This is a genomic window from Streptomyces bambusae (genome assembly GCF_020532645.1).
Lineage (GTDB): Bacteria > Actinomycetota > Actinomycetes > Streptomycetales > Streptomycetaceae > Streptomyces > Streptomyces bambusae.
In genome coordinates, this window is sequence record NZ_JAJAUZ010000004.1 from 72,258 (window position 1) to 90,963 (window position 18,706).

The following is an 18,706-nucleotide window of genomic DNA, read 5'->3' on the forward strand; positions in this document are numbered from 1 at the left end:
CGGATCCGGACATGGGGCCGGCCTGCGGGTCAGCTGCCGTCGTGGACTCCCCGGTGCCTGCGCGGGTGTCCGGAGCCGAGCCCCGCTGCCGTCAGGACGGTCAGGGCGGCCAGGGACAGGAGGCCGGACAGGGAGAGGGCGGTGGTGGTGCCGAGGGCGTCGGACGTCAGGCCGCCGAGGAGGGCGCCCAGGGCGATGGCTGCGTTGAAGACGCCCACGAACAGGGCCGATACGCCCTCCTGCGCCTCGGGGGCTGAGGACAGCAGCAGGGTCTGGGTGGCGACCGATACGCCGCCGTACGCGAGTCCCCACACCGCGAGCAGGGTTCCCACGGTCACGGCGGAGCCGCCGAGCAGCGGGAGCAGGGCGACCGTTCCCGCCAGGACGCCGCTGATCACGAGGAGGGTGCCGCGCGGTGCGCGCGCGGCGCCCGCGCCCGCGGCGAAGTTGCCCGCCACGCCGGCGAGTCCGAACACCAGCAGCAGCGTGCCGATGGTTCCGGCGCTCGCCCCGGAGACCTCCTCCAGGACCGGGCGTACGTACGTGTAGGCGGCGAAGTGCCCGGTGACCAGCAGGGCCGTCACGGCCAGGCCCGTGCGCACGCGCGGCTTCCCGAACAGCCGCAGGACGCCGCCGAGTCGTAGGTCCTGTACGGCGGGCAGGGGCGGCAGGAGGGCGGCCAGTGCGATCAGCACCGCCAGGGCCAGGCCGCCCGCCGCGGCGAACGCCGCCCGCCAGTGGGCGAGTTCGCCGAGGTACGTGCCCGCGGGTACGCCGAGCACCGACGCCACCGCGACCCCGCCGAAGACCAGGGAGGTCGCCGGCCCGGCCGACTTCGGCGGTACGAGCCGCACCGCCAGCCCCGCCGCGATCGCCCACACCCCGCCCATGCCGATGCCGACGAGCACCCGGGCCGCCACCAGCACGGCGAAGGACGGCGCCCAGGCCGCGAGCAGATTGCCCGCCGCCAGGACCGCCATCAGCGCACACAGCACCGCCCGCCGGTCGGAGCGCCCGAACAGCGGTGTCAGCAGCGGCGCCGACACCGCACCCACCAGCCCGGTGACGGTCAGGGTCAGTCCGGCGGTGCCCTCCGACACCGCCAACGCGTCGCCGATGGGCGTCAGCAGGCCCACCGGCAGCATCTCCGACGTCACCACGGTGAACGTCGCGCCCGTCACCGCCGCCACACCCGGCCAGCCGCGCGCCGCGGGCGGTCCGGCGGGTCCGGGCGGTCCGGGCGGTCCAGTGGGGTCCGTCGTCTTCTCGATCTGTGCCATGTCCCCAGCCAACGCGCCCCGACCTGCGGGAACAACGGCCGATCGCTCATCCTTCGATGAGGTGGGCTACTCGATCGGCTGCGGCCGGAGCGCACCCGGAAGGGGCCACGTGGAGGGGACGGCATGAGCGGTGTGGAGATACGCGAACTGGAGGCGTTCCTCGCCCTGGCCGAGGAACTGCACTTCGGCCGGGCCGGAGAGCGGCTCTACGTGTCGCAGAGCCGGGTGAGCCAGCTGCTGCGGTCGCTGGAGCACCGCATCGGGGCACCGCTCGTGGCCCGCACCAGCCGCCGGGTGGCCCTGACCCCGCTCGGTGAGAGCCTCCTCGCCGGTCTGCGTCCCGCGTACGACGCCCTGCGCGCCAGCGTCGACGAGGCCCGGGCCGCAGCCCGCGGCACCGGCGGGGTGCTCCGCATCGGCTTCCAGGGTGCCGTCGACGGCCAACTCGGCCTGGCAGTGGCCCGGTTCGGCGACGGCCACCCCGAGTGCGGCATCGAACTCGTGGAGATACCGCTCTCCGACCCGTTCGGGCCGCTGCGCCGGCAGGAGGTGGACTGCGCGGTGGTCCTGCTGCCGGTCGCCGAGGACGACCTGGCTCTCGGGCCGGTCTTCTCCCGGCAGCCGCAGACCCTCGCCGTGTCGGTGCGGCACCCGTTCGCCGCCCGGGAGGCGCTGACCGCCGAGGACCTCGCCGGCTGCCCGCTCATCGGCATCGGCGGCAGCGCCCCCGACTACTGGCGGCGCGCCCAGGCGCCGGACCGGACCCCGGGCGGCCTGCCGGTGCCGGCCGGCCCCCGGGTCAACACCCTCCAGGAAGGGCTGAGCCAGGCGGCGGCCGGCCGCGGCGCGCTGCTGCTGTGCCGCGCCACGGCCGAGTACCACGCGCGCCGCGGCTCCCTGGCCTTCGTCCCCGTACAGGGGCTGCCCGACTCCGAGCTGGGCCTGGTCCGGCACCGGCTGAACCCGTCGGCCCGGGCGGACGCCTTCGCCGAGGCGGTCGCCCGGGCCACCACGGGCGCGACGCCCCAGGCAGGCCGGAGGCCGTTTACCGGTGCGTGAGAGGGTGTCCGTGCCCGGGGTCCGGGCGGTGCGCGGTGCAGGGGAGAGGAACGTCATGGGAGAGCCGGTGGCTGCGGGGAGCGCGCCGGGCGGGCTGCGGCGGACGCTGGGCGTCGGGGACGCAGTCGTGATCGGCCTCGGGTCGATGATCGGCGCCGGCGTGTTCGCCGCCCTCGCGCCCGCGGCCCGCGCGGCGGGGTCCGGGCTGCTCATCGGGCTGGCGCTGGCCGCCGTCGTCGCCTACTGCAACGCCACCTCCACCGCCCGGCTCGCCGCCCGCCACCCGCAGTCCGGCGGGACGTACGTGTACGGGCGCGAGCGGCTGGGGGAGTTCTGGGGGCACCTCGCCGGCTGGGCCTTCGTCGTCGGCAAGACCGCCTCGTGCGCGGCGATGGCCCTCACCGTCGGCGCGTACGCGTGGCCCGGCCAGGCGCACGCGGTCGCCGTGGCCGCGGTGGTCGCCGTGACCGCCCTCGACTACGCAGGCGTCCAGAAGTCGGCGCTGATCACCCGGGTGATCGTGGCGTTCGTGCTGGCGGTGCTGGCCGCGGTCGTCGTCGCCGTGCCGGCCTCCGGGGGCGCCGCGGCCGCCCGGCTGGCGCCCGGCCCCGACGCCACCGTGGGCGGCGTACTCCAGGCCGCCGGCCTGCTGTTCTTCGCTTTCGCCGGGTACGCGCGGATCGCCACGCTCGGCGAGGAGGTGCGCGACCCCGCCCGGACCATCCCGCGGGCCGTGCCGGTCGCGCTCGGCATCACGCTCGTCGTGTACGCCCTGGTCGCCGTGGCGGTGCTCGCGGTGCTCGGCCCGCAGGAGCTGGCGCAGAGCCGGGCGCCGCTGACCGACGCGGCCCGGGCGGCCGGCGCGGACTGGCTGGCACCCGTGGTGCGGACCGGCGCGGCCGTTGCGGCCCTCGGCTCGCTGCTCGCGCTGGTCCTGGGGGTTTCCCGGACCACCCTGGCGATGGCCCGGGACCGGCACCTGCCGCACGCTCTGGCCGCCGTGCACCCGCGGTTCCACGTGCCGCACCGGGCCGCCCTGGCCGTCGGGGCCGTCGTCGCCGTGCTCGCGGCCACCGTCGACGTGCGCGGGGCCATCGGCTTCTCCTCCTTCGGCGTCCTCGCCTACTACGCCGTCGCGAACGCGGCCGCCTGGACCCTGCGTCCCGAAGAGGGGCGGCCCGCCCGGATCGTCCCGGTGGTGGGGCTGGCCGGATGCGTCGCGCTGGCCTTCGCGCTCCCTGCCGCCTCGGTGGTTGCCGGATCGGCCGTGCTGGCGGCCGGTGCCGCCGCGTACGGGCTGCGACGCGTACGGCGCTGAGCCCCAGGCCGTGACCCCCCAGGCCGTGACCCCCCAGGCCGTGACCTCGGGCCGTGTCCCCGGGCCCCTGCCCCCGGTACGGTTCGTCCCCGGCCGGGTCAGGGGCGCGTATGAGGACGTCACTCCGGCGTCAGAAGAGCGTCAATAGAGCGTGCTGCTGTTCGATCGGCGCTGTTCCATGAACGGGTCGGGTGACGGACAGGAGGGGGTGGGCCATGCAGCCTCGGGTCGTGGTGGGGACGGACGGGTCGCCGGGGTGCGCGGGGGCCCTGCACCGGGCGGCGGCGGAAGCACGGGTCCGGCAGGCCGAGTTGTGGGTGGTGCTGGCCTGGCAGCCGCCCGGCGGCGGCCTCGGCAGCCGGCACGCCCCTGGTCTGCCCGTCGCCGACGGCTGCCGGGCGACGGCCGCCGAACGGCTCCTGGAAGCCCTCGACTCCGCCTTCGGGACCACTGGTCCGGGCGTGGCCTCGACCGGGCTGATCGTGCGCGCCACCCCCGGCGCCGCGCTCGTCGACTCGGTCCGCGACGCCGCCGACCTCATCGTCGTCGGCACCGGACGGCGCGGACTGCTCCAGCGCGCCCTGCGGCCCTCCGTGGCCCGCTACTGCCTGAGCCACGCCCCGTGCCCGGTGCTGGCCGTGCCGCCCAGCCCGCTCCGGGCCGACCTGGACGCCGTCCGCCGCCGCAACGCCTGGCGGATCCCGCTGGACGTGCGCGACCTCGTGCGGTGAGCGCGGCGGGGGGCGCACGGGAGCACGGCACCCGACGCACCCTTGGCGGACGCGCCCGACACCGGCAGGGTGGTCCCCGGCCGCACAGGCCCCGAGGTCGTGAACAGCCCTACCGGGAGCAGCCCATGGCAGCGAAGATCCTCATCGTGACCGGCGACGCGGCGGAGTCGCTGGAGGTCCTCTACCCCTACCAGCGCCTGCGCGAGGAAGGGTACGAGGTCCACATCGCCGCGCCCTCGCGCAAGAAACTGCGCTTCGTCGTGCACGACTTCGAGGACGGCTTCGACACCTACACCGAGAAGCCCGGCTACACCTGGCCCGCCGACCTCGCCTTCGCCGAGGTGGACCCGGCGGAGTACGCGGCGCTGGTGATCCCCGGCGGGCGGGCGCCCGAGTACCTGCGCAACGACCCCGAGGTGCAGCGCATCCTCACCGCCTTCGGCGCCGCGGACAAGCCGGTCGCGCAGATCTGCCACGGTCCGCTGATCACGGCCGCCGTCGGTGCGCTCGGCGGCCGCCGGGTCACCGCCTACCCGGCCCTGGCGCCGGACATGAAGGCTGCGGGCGCCGACTTCGAGGACGCCGAGGCGGTCGTCGACGGCACCCTGGTCTCCGCCCGCGCCTGGCCCGACCACTCCGCCTGGATGCGGGAGTTCCTGACCGTGCTCCGCTCCAAGGCCCCGCTGAGCTGAGCCCCGCGCGGCTCCGCGGCCGCCGCCGGCGCACGGGACCCGTGCGCCGGCCGTGCCGTAGCCGGGTGCCGGCCGTGCGGAACCCGCCGCGGGGCGCCGCACGGGGGCGGCCGGCCACCGCCTAGGGTGGCGCGCATGCAGCAATACACCATTGGACAGGCGGCCCGGCTGCTCGGCGTGAGCCCCGACACCGCGCGCCGCTGGGCGGACGCCGGGCGGGTGAACACCTACCGCGAGGACTCCGGGCGGCGGCTGATCGACGGCCGTGACCTGGCCGCGTTCGCGGTCGAGCTGGGTCAGGGCGGCGCGGACGAGGACGCCCCGGACCGCACCTCGGTCCGCAACGCCTTCCCCGGCATCGTCACCGCGGTGAAGCTCGGCGACGTCGCCGCGCAGGTCGAGATCCAGGCCGGACCGCACCGGCTGGTCTCGCTCCTCACCCGGGAGGCCGTGGAGGAACTCGGCCTGGAGGTCGGCATGCAGGCCACCGCCCGGGTGAAGTCGACGAACGTGCACGTCGACCTCGTCTGACCCGGACCCGGCCGGGGCACGGCACCGGACCTCGGCCCCGGTGTGCCGCGCAGCCCTCGGCCGGACATGCCGTACACCCCTCAGCCTGACATGCCGTACAGCCGCGCCAGTGCGGGCAGCCGCCGGGACAGCTCGGCGGTGTCGTCGAAGTCGAAGGCCCAGGCCGGGTCCAGGGCCGGATAGCTGATCGTGAAGGCGCCGGCGGGCAGGTCGGCGCCGGTCCGGGCCCGGTGCGCGTCCCAGGCCAGCGCCAGGGCGCGCTCGCACTCCAGTTCGCACCCGGTGGGCGCGGCCGCCCGTATCTGCGGCAGCGTCGCGAGGGTGTCCGGATCGGCCACCGCCCGCTCGAACGCCTCCCGGCCCTGCAGGATCAGCCAGCCCCGGAAGTAGTCGAAGCCGTCGTCCGAGCAGCCGCCGTTCACCAGATGGGCCGCAGCCCACAGCGGACCGCGGTACGACTCGCCCAGCAGGTCCCACAGCACCTGCTGGGTCGCCGTGATCTCCGCGACCGGCAGCACGGCCAGCAGCGCCGAGGCGCGCCGCGCCACCGCGTCGCCGTCCGCCCCCGCGGGCTCCTGCGCACGCGCCTCGTCGATCAGCTTCCAGAACTGTTCCTTGTCCATGCGTGCGAGCGTGGCACACCCCTCTGACAACGTCCGGGAACCGGAGGCCCGTTCCGCCCGACCCTGTGGACAAGCAAGGACGCGGGCACGGAGGCGGGGCGGACGCAATGGAACGCAATCAGGGGGCGGACCGGCCGGACGGGCCCGGCCCGCTCGGCATACGGATGCGCGGCGTCGCCTGCCGGCACGGCCGGGTGGACGCCGTACGCGCCGTGGACCTGGACGTCGAACCGGGCAGCCGGGTGGCGCTCACCGGCACCAACGGCTCGGGCAAGACCACCCTGCTGCGGGCCGTCCTCGGCCTGCACCGCGGGGCCGGCGGCGAGATCCGGGTCGGCGGCCGCAGCGCCCGCACCCCCGCCGAATGGGCCTGGCGGCGGCGCGCCTGCGCCTGGATCCCGCAGAAGCCGGCCACCGGCCGGTTCCCGCTCGGCGGCGGCGAACTGCTCGACAGTTCCGGTGCCCCCGCGCAGGCCCGCGAGGCCGCCGCCGCGCTGGGCGTCGGAGACCTCGCCGACCGGGCCCTGCACACCCTCTCCGGCGGCCAGTTGCAGCGCATGTACCTGGCCCGCGCGGTGGGGTGCGTGGCCGCCGGGGCCGGCGTGCTGCTCGCCGACGAACCCACCGCCGCCCTGGACTTCGCCGGTCAGGAGGAGGCCGCCGACGTGCTGCTCGGCCTGCCGGCCACCCTCGTCGTCGTCACCCACGACCGGACCCTCGCCGAACGCTGCGACCGGGTCCTGGAGATGGCCGCCGGCAGCCTCCGGGAGCGGGTGTGAGCGGCCCGCCGACGGCGCTCGCCGCCGACCTCGCCGAGCTGCTGCAGCTCGTGCCCGTGCAGCGGGCCGGGATCGCGCTGCTGCTGGCCGCCGTCGGGCTGCCGGTGGTCGGCGTCGTGATCGTGGGCCTCGACATCATGCCGGTGCGGTTCGCCATGATGCACGTGGCACTCCTCGGCATCGCCGTCGGGCTGCTGACCGGCCTCGACCCCATGCTGTGCGCCCTCGTCGCCTGCGCCCTCGGAGGCGCCGGAGTGGCGCCACTGGCCCGCACCCCGGACGGGCTCTCCGGCGCCATGGGCCTGCTCATGAGCCTGGCGATCGCGGCGGCCCTGCTGCTGCTGGCCGTCTCCGGGGTCAACGCCGCCGGCGCGTTCGCCCTGCTGTGGGGGTCCATCCTGGCCGTGGGAACGGCCGATCTGGTCGTCGTCGCCGTCCTCGCCGTGCTGGTGCCCGCGCTGTTCTGGTGGCGCCGCCGGGACCTGGCCCTGCTCCTGTACGACCGGGAGCTCGCCCTGTCCTCCGGGGTGGCCGTGGAACGCCTGACCCTCCTGCTGCTCGTGCTGGTGGCCGTGGCCGTCGCCGGTGCCATCAAGCTCACCGGCGCCCTGCTCGTCGACGCCCTGACCCTGCTGCCCGCGCTGGCGGCCCGCAGGCTCGGCACCTCGCTGACGTCGATCACCCTGTGGGCGGTCGGCATCGGCATCACCGTCAACGTCACGGGCTTCCTCATCGCCCTGTCCCTGGACTGGCCGCCCGGCCCCGTCCTCGTCCTCACGGCGGGGGCGGTCGTCCTCGCCGTCCATCTCGTACCCGAACGGAGAACCACCTCATGGCGCGCACCCGCGGCCGCATCCCTTCCCTCCTCGCACTGACCGCGAGCCTGGCCCTGGTGGCGGGCTGCGGCGGCGCGGACGGCGGTACGGCCGACGGCCGGCCGGCGGACCGGGGCAAGGCGGGCGGCAACCCGCCCGCCGGATCGCCCGTCGTCGTGGCCACCACCACCTGGGAAGGCGCCCTGGCGAAGGCCGCCGGCGCCGAGAACGTCACCGTGATCGTGCCGCAGTCGGTGCAGCACGCCCCCGACTACGACCCCAAGCCGTCCGACCTGGCGGCCGTCGCCAAGGCCGACTTCGTGCTGTACGCGCCGTTCGAGCCGTACGCCGGGAAGATCAAGGAGGCGGCGGGCTCCAAGGCCCAGCTGGTCGAGGTGGGACTCGACAACGACGCGGACAAGACGGCCGCCGAAGTGGCGCGGCTTGGCGCGAAGTTCGGCACGCAGGCGCGGGCGGGAGCCTGGCAGAAGACGTTCCGTGCGGAGTACGCGAAGCTCGCCGGGCAGCTCCGGTCCGCCTGGCCGGGCGGACGTCAACCGCAGGTGGTGGCCCAGGTGTTCACCGCCTGGTCGGCGAAGATGGCCGGCGCCGGACTGGTCGGCACGTACGGACCCGAGGCCGTCACCCCCGGACGTCTGGCCGAACTGACGGCCAAGAAGCCGCAGTTCGTGCTGGACAACGCGCACATGACGACGGGGAGGGTGCTGCCGGGCGCCGGAGCGGAGCAGCTGGAGATCGTCAACTATCCGGGCGAGGACCTCGACCTGCTGGGCGTCTACCGCAAGGCCGCCGACGAGATCGGCAAGGCGCTGGCCGGATCCTGAGCAGCGAGCCGGAAGGGGCCGGCCGCCGACCACGTACGGTCGGCGGCCGGCCCCTTCCGGTGTCCGGCCCGCTACACCGGACGGGTGACCGGTGTGCCGAACCGTTCCCTCAGGAGGGCGCGGTCGGGCTTGCCGGCCGGGGTGAGCGGCAGCTCCGGAAGGACCACCAGCCGTTCCGGGTGCTTGCGCGGCTCCAGACCCCGGCCGTCGAGGTACGCGCCGAGGTCCGCCAGGTCCGGGACCGGCGCACCCTCCCGTACCACCACGCAGGCCGCCAGCCGCTCGCCCATCAGCGGATCGGCCACCCCCACGCACATGACGTCCCGTACCGACGGATGCCCGGCGAGCGCCAGCTCCACTTCCGCCGGGCTGATGTTCGCGCCGCCGCGGATCACCACGTCCTTGAGCCGCCCCACCACCCGGAGCGTGCCGTCCTCCGCCAGGAGTCCCAGGTCGCCGGTGCGGACCCAGCCGCCGGGGGTGCGGTAGCGCGCGTTCAGGCCGGGGTCGCCGACGTAGCACAGCGGGGACATCGGGCCCCGCGCGAGGATCTCGCCGACCACGCCCGCGGGCTCCGCCTCGGTGTCCGGCGCGCCCGGGGCCACGATCCGGATCTCGGTGACGCGCGGGTCCGGACGGCCGATCGGAACACCCCGGGTCTCCGCGTCAACGCCCTTGCCGTGCCGTCCGGTCGAGTCCTCGGCGGGCGCATCGGGCAGTCCCGTATGGCAGTTGACGCCGTCGGCCGAACCGTACAGGTTCACCACCGGGCAGCCGAACGCCGTACGGGCCTCCGCGGCCGTCGCCTCGTCCAGCGGCGCGCCGCCCAGCACCAGGGCGGTGGGCGCGGGCAGTTCGCGCGGTGCCTCGGCGAGCCGGTCCAGCATCATGCGGACCATGGTCGGCACGCCCAGGACATGGGTGGGTGCGTGCGCGGCGATCGCGTCCAGGGCCGCGTCCGGGCTGAAGTGGTCGAGCAGGACCAGCGTCCCGCCGTGCCGGGCCAGCGCCACCGCCGTTCCGTTGCTGCCGAACGCCGAGGCGAGCGGCACCAGGAACAGGCAGCGCGGCGGCTCGCCGTCCCGCAGCAGCGACCCGAGGAAGTTCCCGCGGCCGCCGGCCAGCGCGTTGTGCGAGTACGCGATCATCTTCGGCTCCGCCTCGGAGCCCGAGGAGACCAGGATCCGCACCGGCGCGTCCGGATGCGGCCGGGCCGGCGTGAACGCACCCGGATCGGTGCGCAGCAGCTCCGCCATCGGCACGCACCCGGCGGGCACGCCGGCGGCCGGTCCGGCGCCGATCACGTGCCGCAGCGACGGGAGCCGGTCGGCCAGGCCGAGGAGTTCGGCGGCGGGCCGCGCGGACCGGTGCCCGGTCGCCGCGATCACCGCGACCGCCTCCGAACGTCCCAGCAGCGACAGCGCCTCCCGGCTGCCCCGGCCCACCGGGAACGGCAGCCCGACGGCACCCAGCGCGGCCAGCGCCAGATCGGCGATGACCGCGTCCCGTCCGGCGGGCAGCTGTACGGCCACCACCTCGCCGGGACGCACCCCGAGGCCGGCGAGACCGGCCGCCAGGGCCCGCACCTTGCGGTCCAGTGCGGTGTAACAGAGCTTGCCCTTGGCGTCGAGCAGGGCCGTGCGGTGCGGATCGGACGTCAGACGGGCCCGGTAGAGGCTGTACACGTCGAGGTCGGGGCAGGACCCGTCCACGGCCCAGGACCGGCGCAGGGCAGCAGGCAGGAGATCGTCGAGGGTGACGGTCATGCGAAGCTCCAGGGGTCGGAAACGGCAGCCGCGCCATGGGCGTCCCGGCCGGTGAGGCCGGGCAGGCGCGGGTCGTCGTGCAGGGCGTGCAGGTCGCGGGTGACGGCGGTGGCGGCCAGGCCGTCGGCCCGCAGCCGGGCCACCGCCTCGGCGGTTCCCCAGACGCCGGTCCGGCGGGGATCCCCGGCCGCGGCGTCGGTGTCGGCGAGCGCGACCCAGCCGTCGGCGGTGCGCAGCGGCCGTCGGAAGCCGGCCGGCGGCCGCGGGTCGCCCCCTGCCGCGGCCCGCTGCCGGGCCGCGGCCGTGACCAGGTCGGCGGCGCCGAGCAGCGAGGAATCGGCCCGGACCCCGCGGCCGGTCCGCTCGCGCAGCAGCAGCCCTGCGAGGACGGCCTGGGTGCCGAGCAGCCCGCCCAGCACGTCGAGCAGGGTCATCAGGGAGGGTGCGGGCGGCTCGTCCGCGGGACGCACGGCGGCGCCCACGCCGGTGCGGGCCTGCACCATGAAGTCGGTGCCGATCGGCGCCGCGGGCAGCCGGCCGGCCCAGCCGCCGGTGTACGCGTACACGAGCGCCGGGTTGGCGACGGCCAGGTCCTCGTGGTCGAGGCCGAGGGCGGCGGCCTTGCCGGGGGCCCAGTTGTGCAGGAACACATCGGCTCCGGCGGCCAGTTCACGCAGCCGGGTCCGGCCCGACGGGCAGGTGATGTCGACCTCCTCGGCCTTCTTGCCGCGGTTGAGGGCCAGCCAGCGCGCGGAGATCCCGGAACAGGCCGGCGGCATCCCGCGCAGCGGGTCGCCGCCCGGCGGCTCGATGCGGATCACGTCCGCGCCGAGCAGGCCCAGCAGGTGGGCGGCGAGCGGGGCCTGGATCCGGCGCCCCGCCTCCAGCACGGTCAGCCCGGCCAGGGGAGGGGACGGCGCCGGCGGGTGGCACTCCGGCGCGGGCCGACGGGGCCCGCGCGTCCGGCCGGCGTCCGGAGCGCCGTGGTCCGGGCCGTCCGGGCCGTCGTACGGCCGCAGGCGTACGGGCGGCCCGTCCGCTATCCCCTCGCGGGTCGGCCCGTACAGCGGGCACACCTCGGCGCCCGCGCTGCCGGCCGCCGCCCGGAGGCGCTCCCACGGGCTGCGCCGGGCCGTGGCGTGCAGCTCCTCGGGGAACGGGGCGCAGGCGGTCGCGTAGCGGAACTGGAAGGGGCGCCAGCCCGACCGGACCGCCGCCTCGGGGGCGCCGAGCGTCCGCCAGAACACGGCCCAGGCGCCCGGGTCGAGGGTCTCCAGCTCGAAGACGGTCCCGTCGGAGGAGGTGAACGGCGGTCCCCCCGGCGCGAGTTCGGCGGCCTCGCCCTCGTCGGCACCGGCTGCCGCGAGGTACTGCGAGACGGCGAGCAGGCCCGCCCGGGCGGCGCTGGTGCGCACGGCCGAGGGGGCGCGGCCGCCGCGTGCCTGCGCCAGCAGGCCGGCGAGCACGCCCTGCACGGTGAGGGCGCCCGTGGCCGTGGCCACGTAGTCCGCGCCCAGGCCGCGCGGCGAGCCGTCCCGGCGGCCGTGGACCTCCATCACCCCGGTGGCGGCCTGCACGGTCGCCTCGTCGCACAGTTCGGCCGCCGGGCCGGTGGCGCCGTGCTCGGCCCATTGCGGGTCGGCGGTCAGCGGCGCGAATCCGGCGCCGCCGACGGTGAGGTGCGGGCCGTCGCCCCTGCCCGGCCTGGCGCCGAGCAGCCGGAGCTGGTCTGCGGCCAGGCCGGCGCCCGGGCCGGCGGGCGGCTCCGGGGCGAGGGACAGGCCGTCGAGGGGACGCCGGACGGGTGGGGTGGCGGATGCTGCTGCCATGCCGCTCCTCGGGAGGCAGGGGGTACGGGCGCGGGAACCGGACGGGGGTCCGCCCCGACCAGTTCCACGCAGCAAGCAGTCGGACAACCGTTCCCATGGGTTCCCGGAGGTCGGAGGAAAGTGGTGGCAGCGCACGCGGGGTTTCCCGAATGCCCTCCCGAGGCGAGGGAGCTGAAGGCGCGGGTGGAGGTGTTCGTCCGGGACCGGGTGATGCCGTCCGAGCCGCTCCTCGACGCCGGCGGCGCCGCGGCCGCCACCGCACTCGAAGGCCTCCGCAGGGAGGCCCGCGACCGCGGCCTGTGGGCCCTCCCGCTGCCCGCCGAACTCGGCGGCCAGGGAATGCCGTTGGATCTGTACGCGCACGTCGCCGAGGCCGAGGGGGCCAGCGAGCACGGTCCCGCAGCGCTCGGCTCGGCGACCCTCCTCGACGCGCTCATGCTGCACCGGCACGGCACCGAACGGGTCCGCGAGCAGTACGTACGCCCGCTGGTCGCCGGGGAGTTGAAGGCCTGCTACGCGATGACCGAGCCGGACACCCCCGGCACCGACCCCTACCTGACCGCCACCCGCGCCGAGCCGGTGGGGGACCGAGACGGCGGCCGCGACGACAGCGGCTGGCGGATCAGCGGGGGGAAGTGGTTCACGAGCGGCGCCGGTGACGCCGACCTGGTCACCGTCCTCGCCCGCACCGACGGCACCGCCCCCGAGCGCGGCGGACTCTCACTGCTCCTCGTGCCCACGTCCGCCCCCGGGTTCAGGGTGGTCCGCGAGCTGCCGGTGCTCGGCGCGGCGGGCCCGTACGAGATCCGGTTCGACGGCGTGCAGGTCGCGGCCGACCACCTGCTGGGGGAGCGGGGCGCGGGGCTGGCGGTGGCCGCCGAACGGCTCCAGCTGGGCCGGACCCTGCGCTGCCTGCGCTGGCTCGGGCAGGCCAGGCGGGCGTACGAGCTGATGCGCGAGCGGGCCCTGGCGCGCAGCGGATCCCGGGGTGCACTCGGTGAATTCCAGCTGGTGCAGCGGCACTTGTTCGAGTCGTTGCTGATGCTGCGGACCACCCGGCCGCTGGTCCACGAGGCCGTGGCCCGGCTCGCGGCCGGCCGTGACGCCCACATCGAGGTGGGGCTGGCCAAGGTGGCGGCGGCCCGCACCCTCCAGCAGGTCGCCGACGCCGCCATCCAGGTCCACGGGGCGGCCGGGCTCGGCCCCGACACCCCGCTGCCGGCGCTGTTCCGCACCGGGCGGGCCGCGCGGATCCTCGACGGTCCCGACGAGCTCCACATCGCGGCCGTGGCGCGGCGGGTGCTGAAGGGGGAGTGAGCGGGCCGGGGCGGGGTCCGGGTCAGATCTCGTCCGGGGCGGCCAGGCCGGTGAGGCAGGCCAGGCCGAAGGCCAGGAAGAAGCTGCCCCAGACCAGTTCGTGCCGGACCGCGGTGGGACCGGCGAGGTCGTAACAGCCGTCCAGGAGACGGCCGTCCGCGGTCAGGTGGCGGGCGGCGAGCTCACCGAGCACGGCCTCCGCAGGCACCCGGCGGCCCGACTTCAGCAGCGCCACCGCGGTGATCGCGGCCGCGGAGGTGTCCCGCGGCCCGTCGGGCCGGGCCGTGTCCGCCGGCGGCACCGCCCACGGGTGGTCCGGCAGCCCGGCCGCGAGCGCGCGCAGCCCGGCCGCGCCCGGCAGCCGGTGCGCGTCCGCGGCGGCCAGCCGCAGCCAGGCGTGGCCGCGGGTCCAGCCGGGGGACGGCTCGGCGAGCGCGGTCCAGCCGGTGCCGGGCCGGTACGTCCGGGAGTGCCCGGCCCCGCACAGGCGCAGCTGGGTGCGCAGGTGCGCGGCGGCGGTGTGCGGGTCGGCCAGCGCCAGGAGCGGGACGGTGCCGGGAGCCGCATCGGGCCGGGCCGTCAGCCGGGGCCCGCCGAACTCCGCACCCCAGGGCACCAGGTGGAGATCCGGGTCGAAGGCGTCGTGGCAGGCGCGGGCGGCCCGGTCGCGGAGGGCCCTGCTCTCCGGGTCGTCCGCGAGCGCGGTGCCGTACCAGAGGATCAGACCGCGGGCCGCGGTGTCGGCGGCCACCCAGCCCGCCAGCCGGGCGCCGGCGGCGACGGCCGCGGCCCGGTCGGCCGCCGCTCCGGTGCGCCGGGCCCGCAGCCACAGCAGCCCCGCCCAGCAGCCACCCGCCCACGAGCCGCGGGCGGTGGTCTTCCAGACCCCGCCGACGGGGTCCGCGAACAGCGGGAATCGGTCCCCGACCCGGTCCGCGGTGACGGCGACCCGCGCGAGCACGGCGTCGAGCGCACGCCCGGCCCAGGGCGCGGGCTGCCCCGTGGGTGCAGGGGGACCGGGACCCTGCACCGCGCCGCCGCCGGACGGCCCCGACGGAACGCGCGGACGCGCGCCTCGGCCACGGGGCAGTTCCGCCCCGGCGGCTCCGGACCCGGGGTTCACGCCGCCGCTCCCGCGCCGGTACGGGCAGCGTCCGTGCGGCGTTCCCGGACCGCCCAGAGGGCCGCCACCGCCGCCGCGGCGGCGAACTCGGCGGCCACGAGCAGCCAGCCCGCCCCGTACCGGCCCGCGTCGGCCAGCAGACCGAACAGGGGCGGCCCCAGGGCGAACCCCGCGAAGAAGCCCGCCGAGACCAGGGCCGAGTCCCGACCGGCCCGGCCGGCGGCGGCGCGCTGCATCACCAGGACCATCGAGACCGCGTTGCCGGCCACCGCGAACACGCCCATGCCGACCGCCGCCGGCCAGGCCAGCGCCGGCAGCCGGTCCGCCGCCGCGAGCAGCAGGGCCGCTCCGACCGCACCCCCGGCCAGCGCCCCGGGCAGCCGCACCGCCCGCTCCGGCCGTCCGGCGACGCGCGACCAGCCCACCCGGCCGGCGATCCCCGCCACGCCCAGCACCGCGACCAGGGCGGCCGCGGCCGTCGGCCCCAGACCGAGCCGCCGGGTGCCGTACAGGGCCACGTACGTGTTCACCGAGGCGATCCCGCAGCCCAGCAGCAGGGAGAACCCCGTCAGCCAGGCGATCGCACCCCGCGGCCGCAGCCCGCCGGGCCCGGGCGCCCCGGCGGGCGCCGGATCGGGCGGCAGCAGCAGCGCCGCCCACAGCGCGCAGGCCAGCGCGGCGGCGGCCGCCGTCCAGACGGCGAACCGCCACCCGGCCGGTCCGGCCAGCGCCGCCAGCGGCAGACCCGCGGCGAACGCCCCCAGCTGTACGCCCGACTGCTTCAGCCCGGTCACGGGGCCCCGCCGGGCGGCGGGCACCGACGCCAGGACGGCGCGGTTGGTCGCCGGGTTCGCCAGTGCCTGCGGCAGCCCGCCGAGCGCGACCGCCGCGAGGAGCAGCCCGGGCCCGCTCGCCGCCCCGATCAGGGCCAGGGCGACCGCCGAACCCGCGAACAGGGCGACGATGCAGCGCCGCGGCCCCAGCCGGTCCACCACCCGCCCGCCGACCGGCGACAGCAGCGCGGCGGCCCCGAACCCGACCGTCGTGGTGACGCCCAACAGGGCCGGGGAGATGGAGAGTTCGCCGACCAGCCGGGGGCCCAGCGCGCCCAGCAGGAACAGCTGCAGCATGGAGAACGCCATGGCGCAGGTCAGCAGGGCGGTCAGCGCGCGCGGTGCGGGCGCGGCGGACGGGGCGGCCACGGTGCTCACTTCCTCTCCTTCGGGCATCGGGGAGTTGGGTCGGCCGGGCGGCTCCGGAAGTTCCGCACACGGCTGTGTGATGCGGGTCACGTCTGGCGAAGTTGTCATGTGTGACAGGACTTTGACCTGCCGTATCCCGAACGTCGGCCACGGGTGCGAAGATGGGCCGCCATGGCCACAGGGTGGGAGTTACGCACAGCACGCGTCGCGGTGTTCACCGCGGTCTGCGTGCTCCTCACCACGCTCGGACACGTCATGATGTCCGGCCACACCGTGCCCTGGTGGGTGCCCGCCGCCGGCGCGGCCGCCCTCGGCGGACCCGCCTGGCTCCTCGCGGCCCGGGAACGGCGCCGCACCGAAGTCCTCGTGTTCGCCATGGCTGCACAGGGGCTGCTGCACACCGCGTTCTCCCTGGTCCCGCAGCCTGCCGGCACCGGGGCGGCCCCGGCGCCGACGGCGGGCGCATCCGGGGCCGGCCACCTCTCGATGCACCACCCGCCCGCCCCGCACCCGCCCGCGGGCACCCCGCCCGGCGGCCCCGAGGCCATGGACCACCTCGCCGCCGGCGGCACCCGGATGCTCGCCCTCCACCTGCTCGCCGCCCTCCTCTGCGCCTGGTGGCTCGCCTGCGGCGAGAGCGCCGCCTTCCGGATCCTGCGGGCCGTCGGCACCCGGCTGGCCGCCCCCTTCCGGCGGCCGCCGCACCCGCCCGCGCCCCTGGTCCCGCACCGCCCCCGCGTCCGGCACGGCCGCCCGGCACCCGCCCGGCCGCTGCGCCGCCTGCTGCTCTCCAGCGCCCTCACCTTCCGGGGTCCGCCCGTGGGGCACGCCGCCGGCTGACCGCCGACGGCAGGCTCCCCGGCGCCGCAACGCCGGGCGAACCGGCCCGCCCCCGCACCTCCGCCCGGCCCGCCGGGACCGGCGCGGCGGGCGCCGCCGCAGACCTCACCGGACCGCCGCACCGCCCTTCGGCATGCGCCCGTCCGGATCCGGAACTCCGCGAAGGACCTCAGGCGATGACCCCTGCCCTGCTCACCTCCCGGCCGGCCCCGGCCGCGCTCCTCCCGCAGCCCGCCCCGGCCACCACCGGCCGGGCCGGCCGCACCTCCGCCGCTGCTTCCCGTACCGCCACCGCCCCTGCGGCGACGGCCCGCCCCGCCGACGAGGACGCCACCCGCTGGGCGATGGCCGCGCGGACCGGTGACCCCGAAGCCGTCGAGCAGTTCGTCCGGGCGCTCCAGCGCGACGTGCGCCGCTACGTCGCCTACCTCAGCGCCGACCCGCAGGCCGCGGACGACCTCACCCAGGAGACGTTCCTGCGGGCCCTCGGCAGCCTGCACCGGTTCGAGGGCCGCTCCTCGGCCCGCACCTGGCTGCTCTCCATCGCCCGCCGCACCGTGGTGGACAGCATCCGACACGTCGCGGCCCGGCCCCGGCTCGCCGACACCGACGACTGGCAGTCCGCCGCCGAACGGGCCCAGGCCCGCGGCCTGCCCGGCTTCGAGGACGGCGTGGCCCTCGCCGAACTCCTCGGCCGGCTCCCCGACGAGCGCCGCGAAGCGTTCGTCCTCACCCAGCTGGTGGGGCTGCCGTACGCGGAGGCGGCGGAGGTCGCCCGATGTCCCGTCGGCACCGTCCGCTCCCGCGTCGCCCGCGCCCGCACCGCCCTGGTCGCCCTGCTGCGGGACGCCGAGACCGCAGCCTGCTGACGGTCCGGCCGCACGCGAAGGAGCCGGGGGCGGTCACACGCCCCCGGCTCCTCGTACTCCCTGCCCGCCCCCGGCGGCCGCTCAGCCGCCCGATCCGCCGCGGAACGCCGCGAGGATCCGGTCCGCGGCCAGAGTGGCCGTCAGTTCCCCGTCCCTGACGCGCTGTTCGAGCCCGGGCGCGACCTCGCGCACCGCCGGATCCGACCGCAGCCGCTCCAGCAGCTCCTCGCGGACCATCGACCAGGTCCACTCGATCTGCTGCTCCCGCCGCTTCGCCGCCAGCCGGCCCGTCGAGTCCAGCACCGCACGGTGCTGCTCCAGCCGCTCCCAGACCACGTCCAGGCCGGCCGACTCGCGGGCGCTGCACGTCAGCACCGGCGGCGTCCACGAGGAGTCCGCCGGGTGCATCAGACGCAGCGCGCCCGACAGTTCCCGCGCGGCCGTCCGCGCCTCCCGCTCGTGCGGGCCGTCCGCCTTGTTGACCGCCAGCACGTCCGCCAGCTCCAGCACGCCCTTCTTGATGCCCTGGAGCTGGTCGCCGGTCCGCGCCAGCGACAGCAGCAGGAAGGAGTCGACCATGCCGGCGACCGTGGTCTCCGACTGGCCGACACCGACCGTCTCGACCAGCACCACGTCGTACCCGGCGGCCTCCATCACCACCATCGACTCGCGGGTGGCCTTGGCGACCCCGCCCAGCGTGCCCGCCGACGGCGACGGCCGCACGAACGCGGCCGGGTCCACCGACAGGCGCTCCATCCGGGTCTTGTCACCCAGGATGGAACCGCCCGTACGGGTCGACGACGGGTCGACGGCCAGCACCGCCACCCGGTGCCCCAGCCCGGTCAGCAGCGTGCCGAACGCGTCGATGAACGTGGACTTGCCCACGCCCGGCACCCCGCTGATGCCGATCCGGCGCGCGCGGCCCGAATGCGGCAGCAGCTCCGTCAGCAACTGCTGGGCCAGCAGCCGGTGATCGGGGCGGGTGGACTCGACGAGCGTGATGGCGCGCGCAATGTGCGCCCGCTTCCCGTCGAGCACCCCCTTCACATACGTGTCGAGATCGATCCTCGGTGGCATCGCCGACCCC

General features: G+C 76.9%; 18 protein-coding genes. 11 read left to right on the plus strand and 7 right to left on the minus strand.

Annotated features, from left to right (window positions below; genetic code table 11):
- Positions 1-29: 29 nt before the first annotated feature.
- Complete coding sequence (locus LG634_RS04285; RefSeq protein ID WP_226732231.1) at positions 30-1,280, minus strand: MFS transporter; 1,251 nt, start codon at positions 1,278-1,280, stop codon at positions 30-32.
- Positions 1,281-1,403: 123 nt separating this feature from the next.
- On the opposite strand from LG634_RS04285, the gene LG634_RS04290 reads away from it, so the two are divergent.
- The 5 genes from LG634_RS04290 to LG634_RS04310 all read left to right on the plus strand — a co-directional run bounded on the left by LG634_RS04290 (position 1,404) and on the right by LG634_RS04310 (position 5,611).
- Entirely contained in the window at positions 1,404-2,339 is a 936-nt protein-coding gene (locus LG634_RS04290) for a LysR family transcriptional regulator (protein WP_226732232.1), read from the plus strand.
- Between the two features lie 55 nt (positions 2,340-2,394).
- On the plus strand, positions 2,395-3,657 hold the full coding sequence (locus LG634_RS04295) for an APC family permease (protein WP_226732233.1): 1,263 nt from the start codon (positions 2,395-2,397) through the stop codon (positions 3,655-3,657).
- Positions 3,658-3,872: 215 nt separating this feature from the next.
- A complete protein-coding gene (locus LG634_RS04300; protein WP_226732234.1) occupies positions 3,873-4,388 on the plus strand; it encodes a universal stress protein in 516 nt (171 codons plus the stop codon).
- 125 nt (positions 4,389-4,513) lie between these two features.
- A complete protein-coding gene (locus LG634_RS04305) occupies positions 4,514-5,080 on the plus strand; it encodes a DJ-1/PfpI family protein (protein ID WP_226732235.1) in 567 nt (188 codons plus the stop codon).
- A 135-nt stretch (positions 5,081-5,215) separates the two neighbouring features.
- Positions 5,216-5,611 (plus strand): TOBE domain-containing protein, encoded by a 396-nt coding sequence (locus tag LG634_RS04310; RefSeq protein ID WP_226732236.1) that lies wholly within the window; start codon positions 5,216-5,218, stop codon positions 5,609-5,611.
- Positions 5,612-5,691: 80 nt separating this feature from the next.
- Here LG634_RS04310 and LG634_RS04315 read toward each other — a convergent pair whose 3' ends face one another.
- Entirely contained in the window at positions 5,692-6,234 is a 543-nt protein-coding gene (locus LG634_RS04315) for a DUF4240 domain-containing protein (protein WP_226732237.1), read from the minus strand.
- A 107-nt stretch (positions 6,235-6,341) separates the two neighbouring features.
- Between LG634_RS04315 and LG634_RS04320 the strand changes: the two genes are divergently transcribed.
- From LG634_RS04320 to LG634_RS04330, 3 genes are read left to right on the plus strand one after another with little or no spacing between them, the layout of a single operon-like run.
- Entirely contained in the window at positions 6,342-7,013 is a 672-nt protein-coding gene (locus LG634_RS04320) for an ATP-binding cassette domain-containing protein (RefSeq protein WP_226732238.1), read from the plus strand.
- A complete protein-coding gene (locus LG634_RS04325) occupies positions 7,010-7,888 on the plus strand; it encodes a metal ABC transporter permease (protein ID WP_226732239.1) in 879 nt (292 codons plus the stop codon). Before LG634_RS04320 ends, LG634_RS04325 begins: the two co-directional genes overlap by 4 nt.
- A complete protein-coding gene (locus LG634_RS04330; protein ID WP_226732240.1) occupies positions 7,846-8,673 on the plus strand; it encodes a metal ABC transporter solute-binding protein, Zn/Mn family in 828 nt (275 codons plus the stop codon). The genes LG634_RS04325 and LG634_RS04330 overlap by 43 nt, the downstream gene beginning before the upstream one ends.
- Before the next feature lie 71 nt (positions 8,674-8,744).
- Here LG634_RS04330 and LG634_RS04335 read toward each other — a convergent pair whose 3' ends face one another.
- Entirely contained in the window at positions 8,745-10,439 is a 1,695-nt protein-coding gene (locus tag LG634_RS04335; RefSeq protein ID WP_226732241.1) for a class I adenylate-forming enzyme family protein, read from the minus strand.
- Positions 10,436-12,268 (minus strand): CoA transferase, encoded by a 1,833-nt coding sequence (locus LG634_RS04340; protein ID WP_226732242.1) that lies wholly within the window; start codon positions 12,266-12,268, stop codon positions 10,436-10,438. Before LG634_RS04340 ends, LG634_RS04335 begins: the two co-directional genes overlap by 4 nt.
- Before the next feature lie 123 nt (positions 12,269-12,391).
- Here LG634_RS04340 and LG634_RS04345 point away from each other — a divergent pair, with 123 nt between their 5' ends.
- Positions 12,392-13,585: an acyl-CoA dehydrogenase family protein gene (locus LG634_RS04345; protein ID WP_226732243.1), complete on the plus strand. Its 1,194-nt coding sequence runs from the start codon at positions 12,392-12,394 to the stop codon at positions 13,583-13,585.
- 22 nt (positions 13,586-13,607) lie between these two features.
- Here LG634_RS04345 and LG634_RS04350 read toward each other — a convergent pair whose 3' ends face one another.
- Both LG634_RS04350 and LG634_RS04355 read right to left on the minus strand, forming a co-directional pair.
- Positions 13,608-14,546 (minus strand): sugar ABC transporter permease, encoded by a 939-nt coding sequence (locus tag LG634_RS04350; protein WP_308072276.1) that lies wholly within the window; start codon positions 14,544-14,546, stop codon positions 13,608-13,610.
- A 158-nt stretch (positions 14,547-14,704) separates the two neighbouring features.
- Complete coding sequence (locus LG634_RS04355; RefSeq protein WP_226732245.1) at positions 14,705-15,919, minus strand: MFS transporter; 1,215 nt, start codon at positions 15,917-15,919, stop codon at positions 14,705-14,707.
- Positions 15,920-16,081: 162 nt separating this feature from the next.
- Here LG634_RS04355 and LG634_RS04360 point away from each other — a divergent pair, with 162 nt between their 5' ends.
- Both LG634_RS04360 and LG634_RS04365 read left to right on the plus strand, forming a co-directional pair.
- Positions 16,082-16,750, plus strand: coding sequence for a hypothetical protein (locus LG634_RS04360; protein ID WP_226732246.1), 669 nt, complete (start codon positions 16,082-16,084; stop codon positions 16,748-16,750).
- Between the two features lie 176 nt (positions 16,751-16,926).
- Positions 16,927-17,619: a sigma-70 family RNA polymerase sigma factor gene (locus tag LG634_RS04365; RefSeq protein ID WP_226732247.1), complete on the plus strand. Its 693-nt coding sequence runs from the start codon at positions 16,927-16,929 to the stop codon at positions 17,617-17,619.
- A gap of 81 nt (positions 17,620-17,700) precedes the next feature.
- Here LG634_RS04365 and meaB read toward each other — a convergent pair whose 3' ends face one another.
- A complete protein-coding gene (meaB, locus tag LG634_RS04370) occupies positions 17,701-18,696 on the minus strand; it encodes a methylmalonyl Co-A mutase-associated GTPase MeaB (protein WP_226732248.1) in 996 nt (331 codons plus the stop codon).
- Positions 18,697-18,706: the final 10 nt, after the last annotated feature.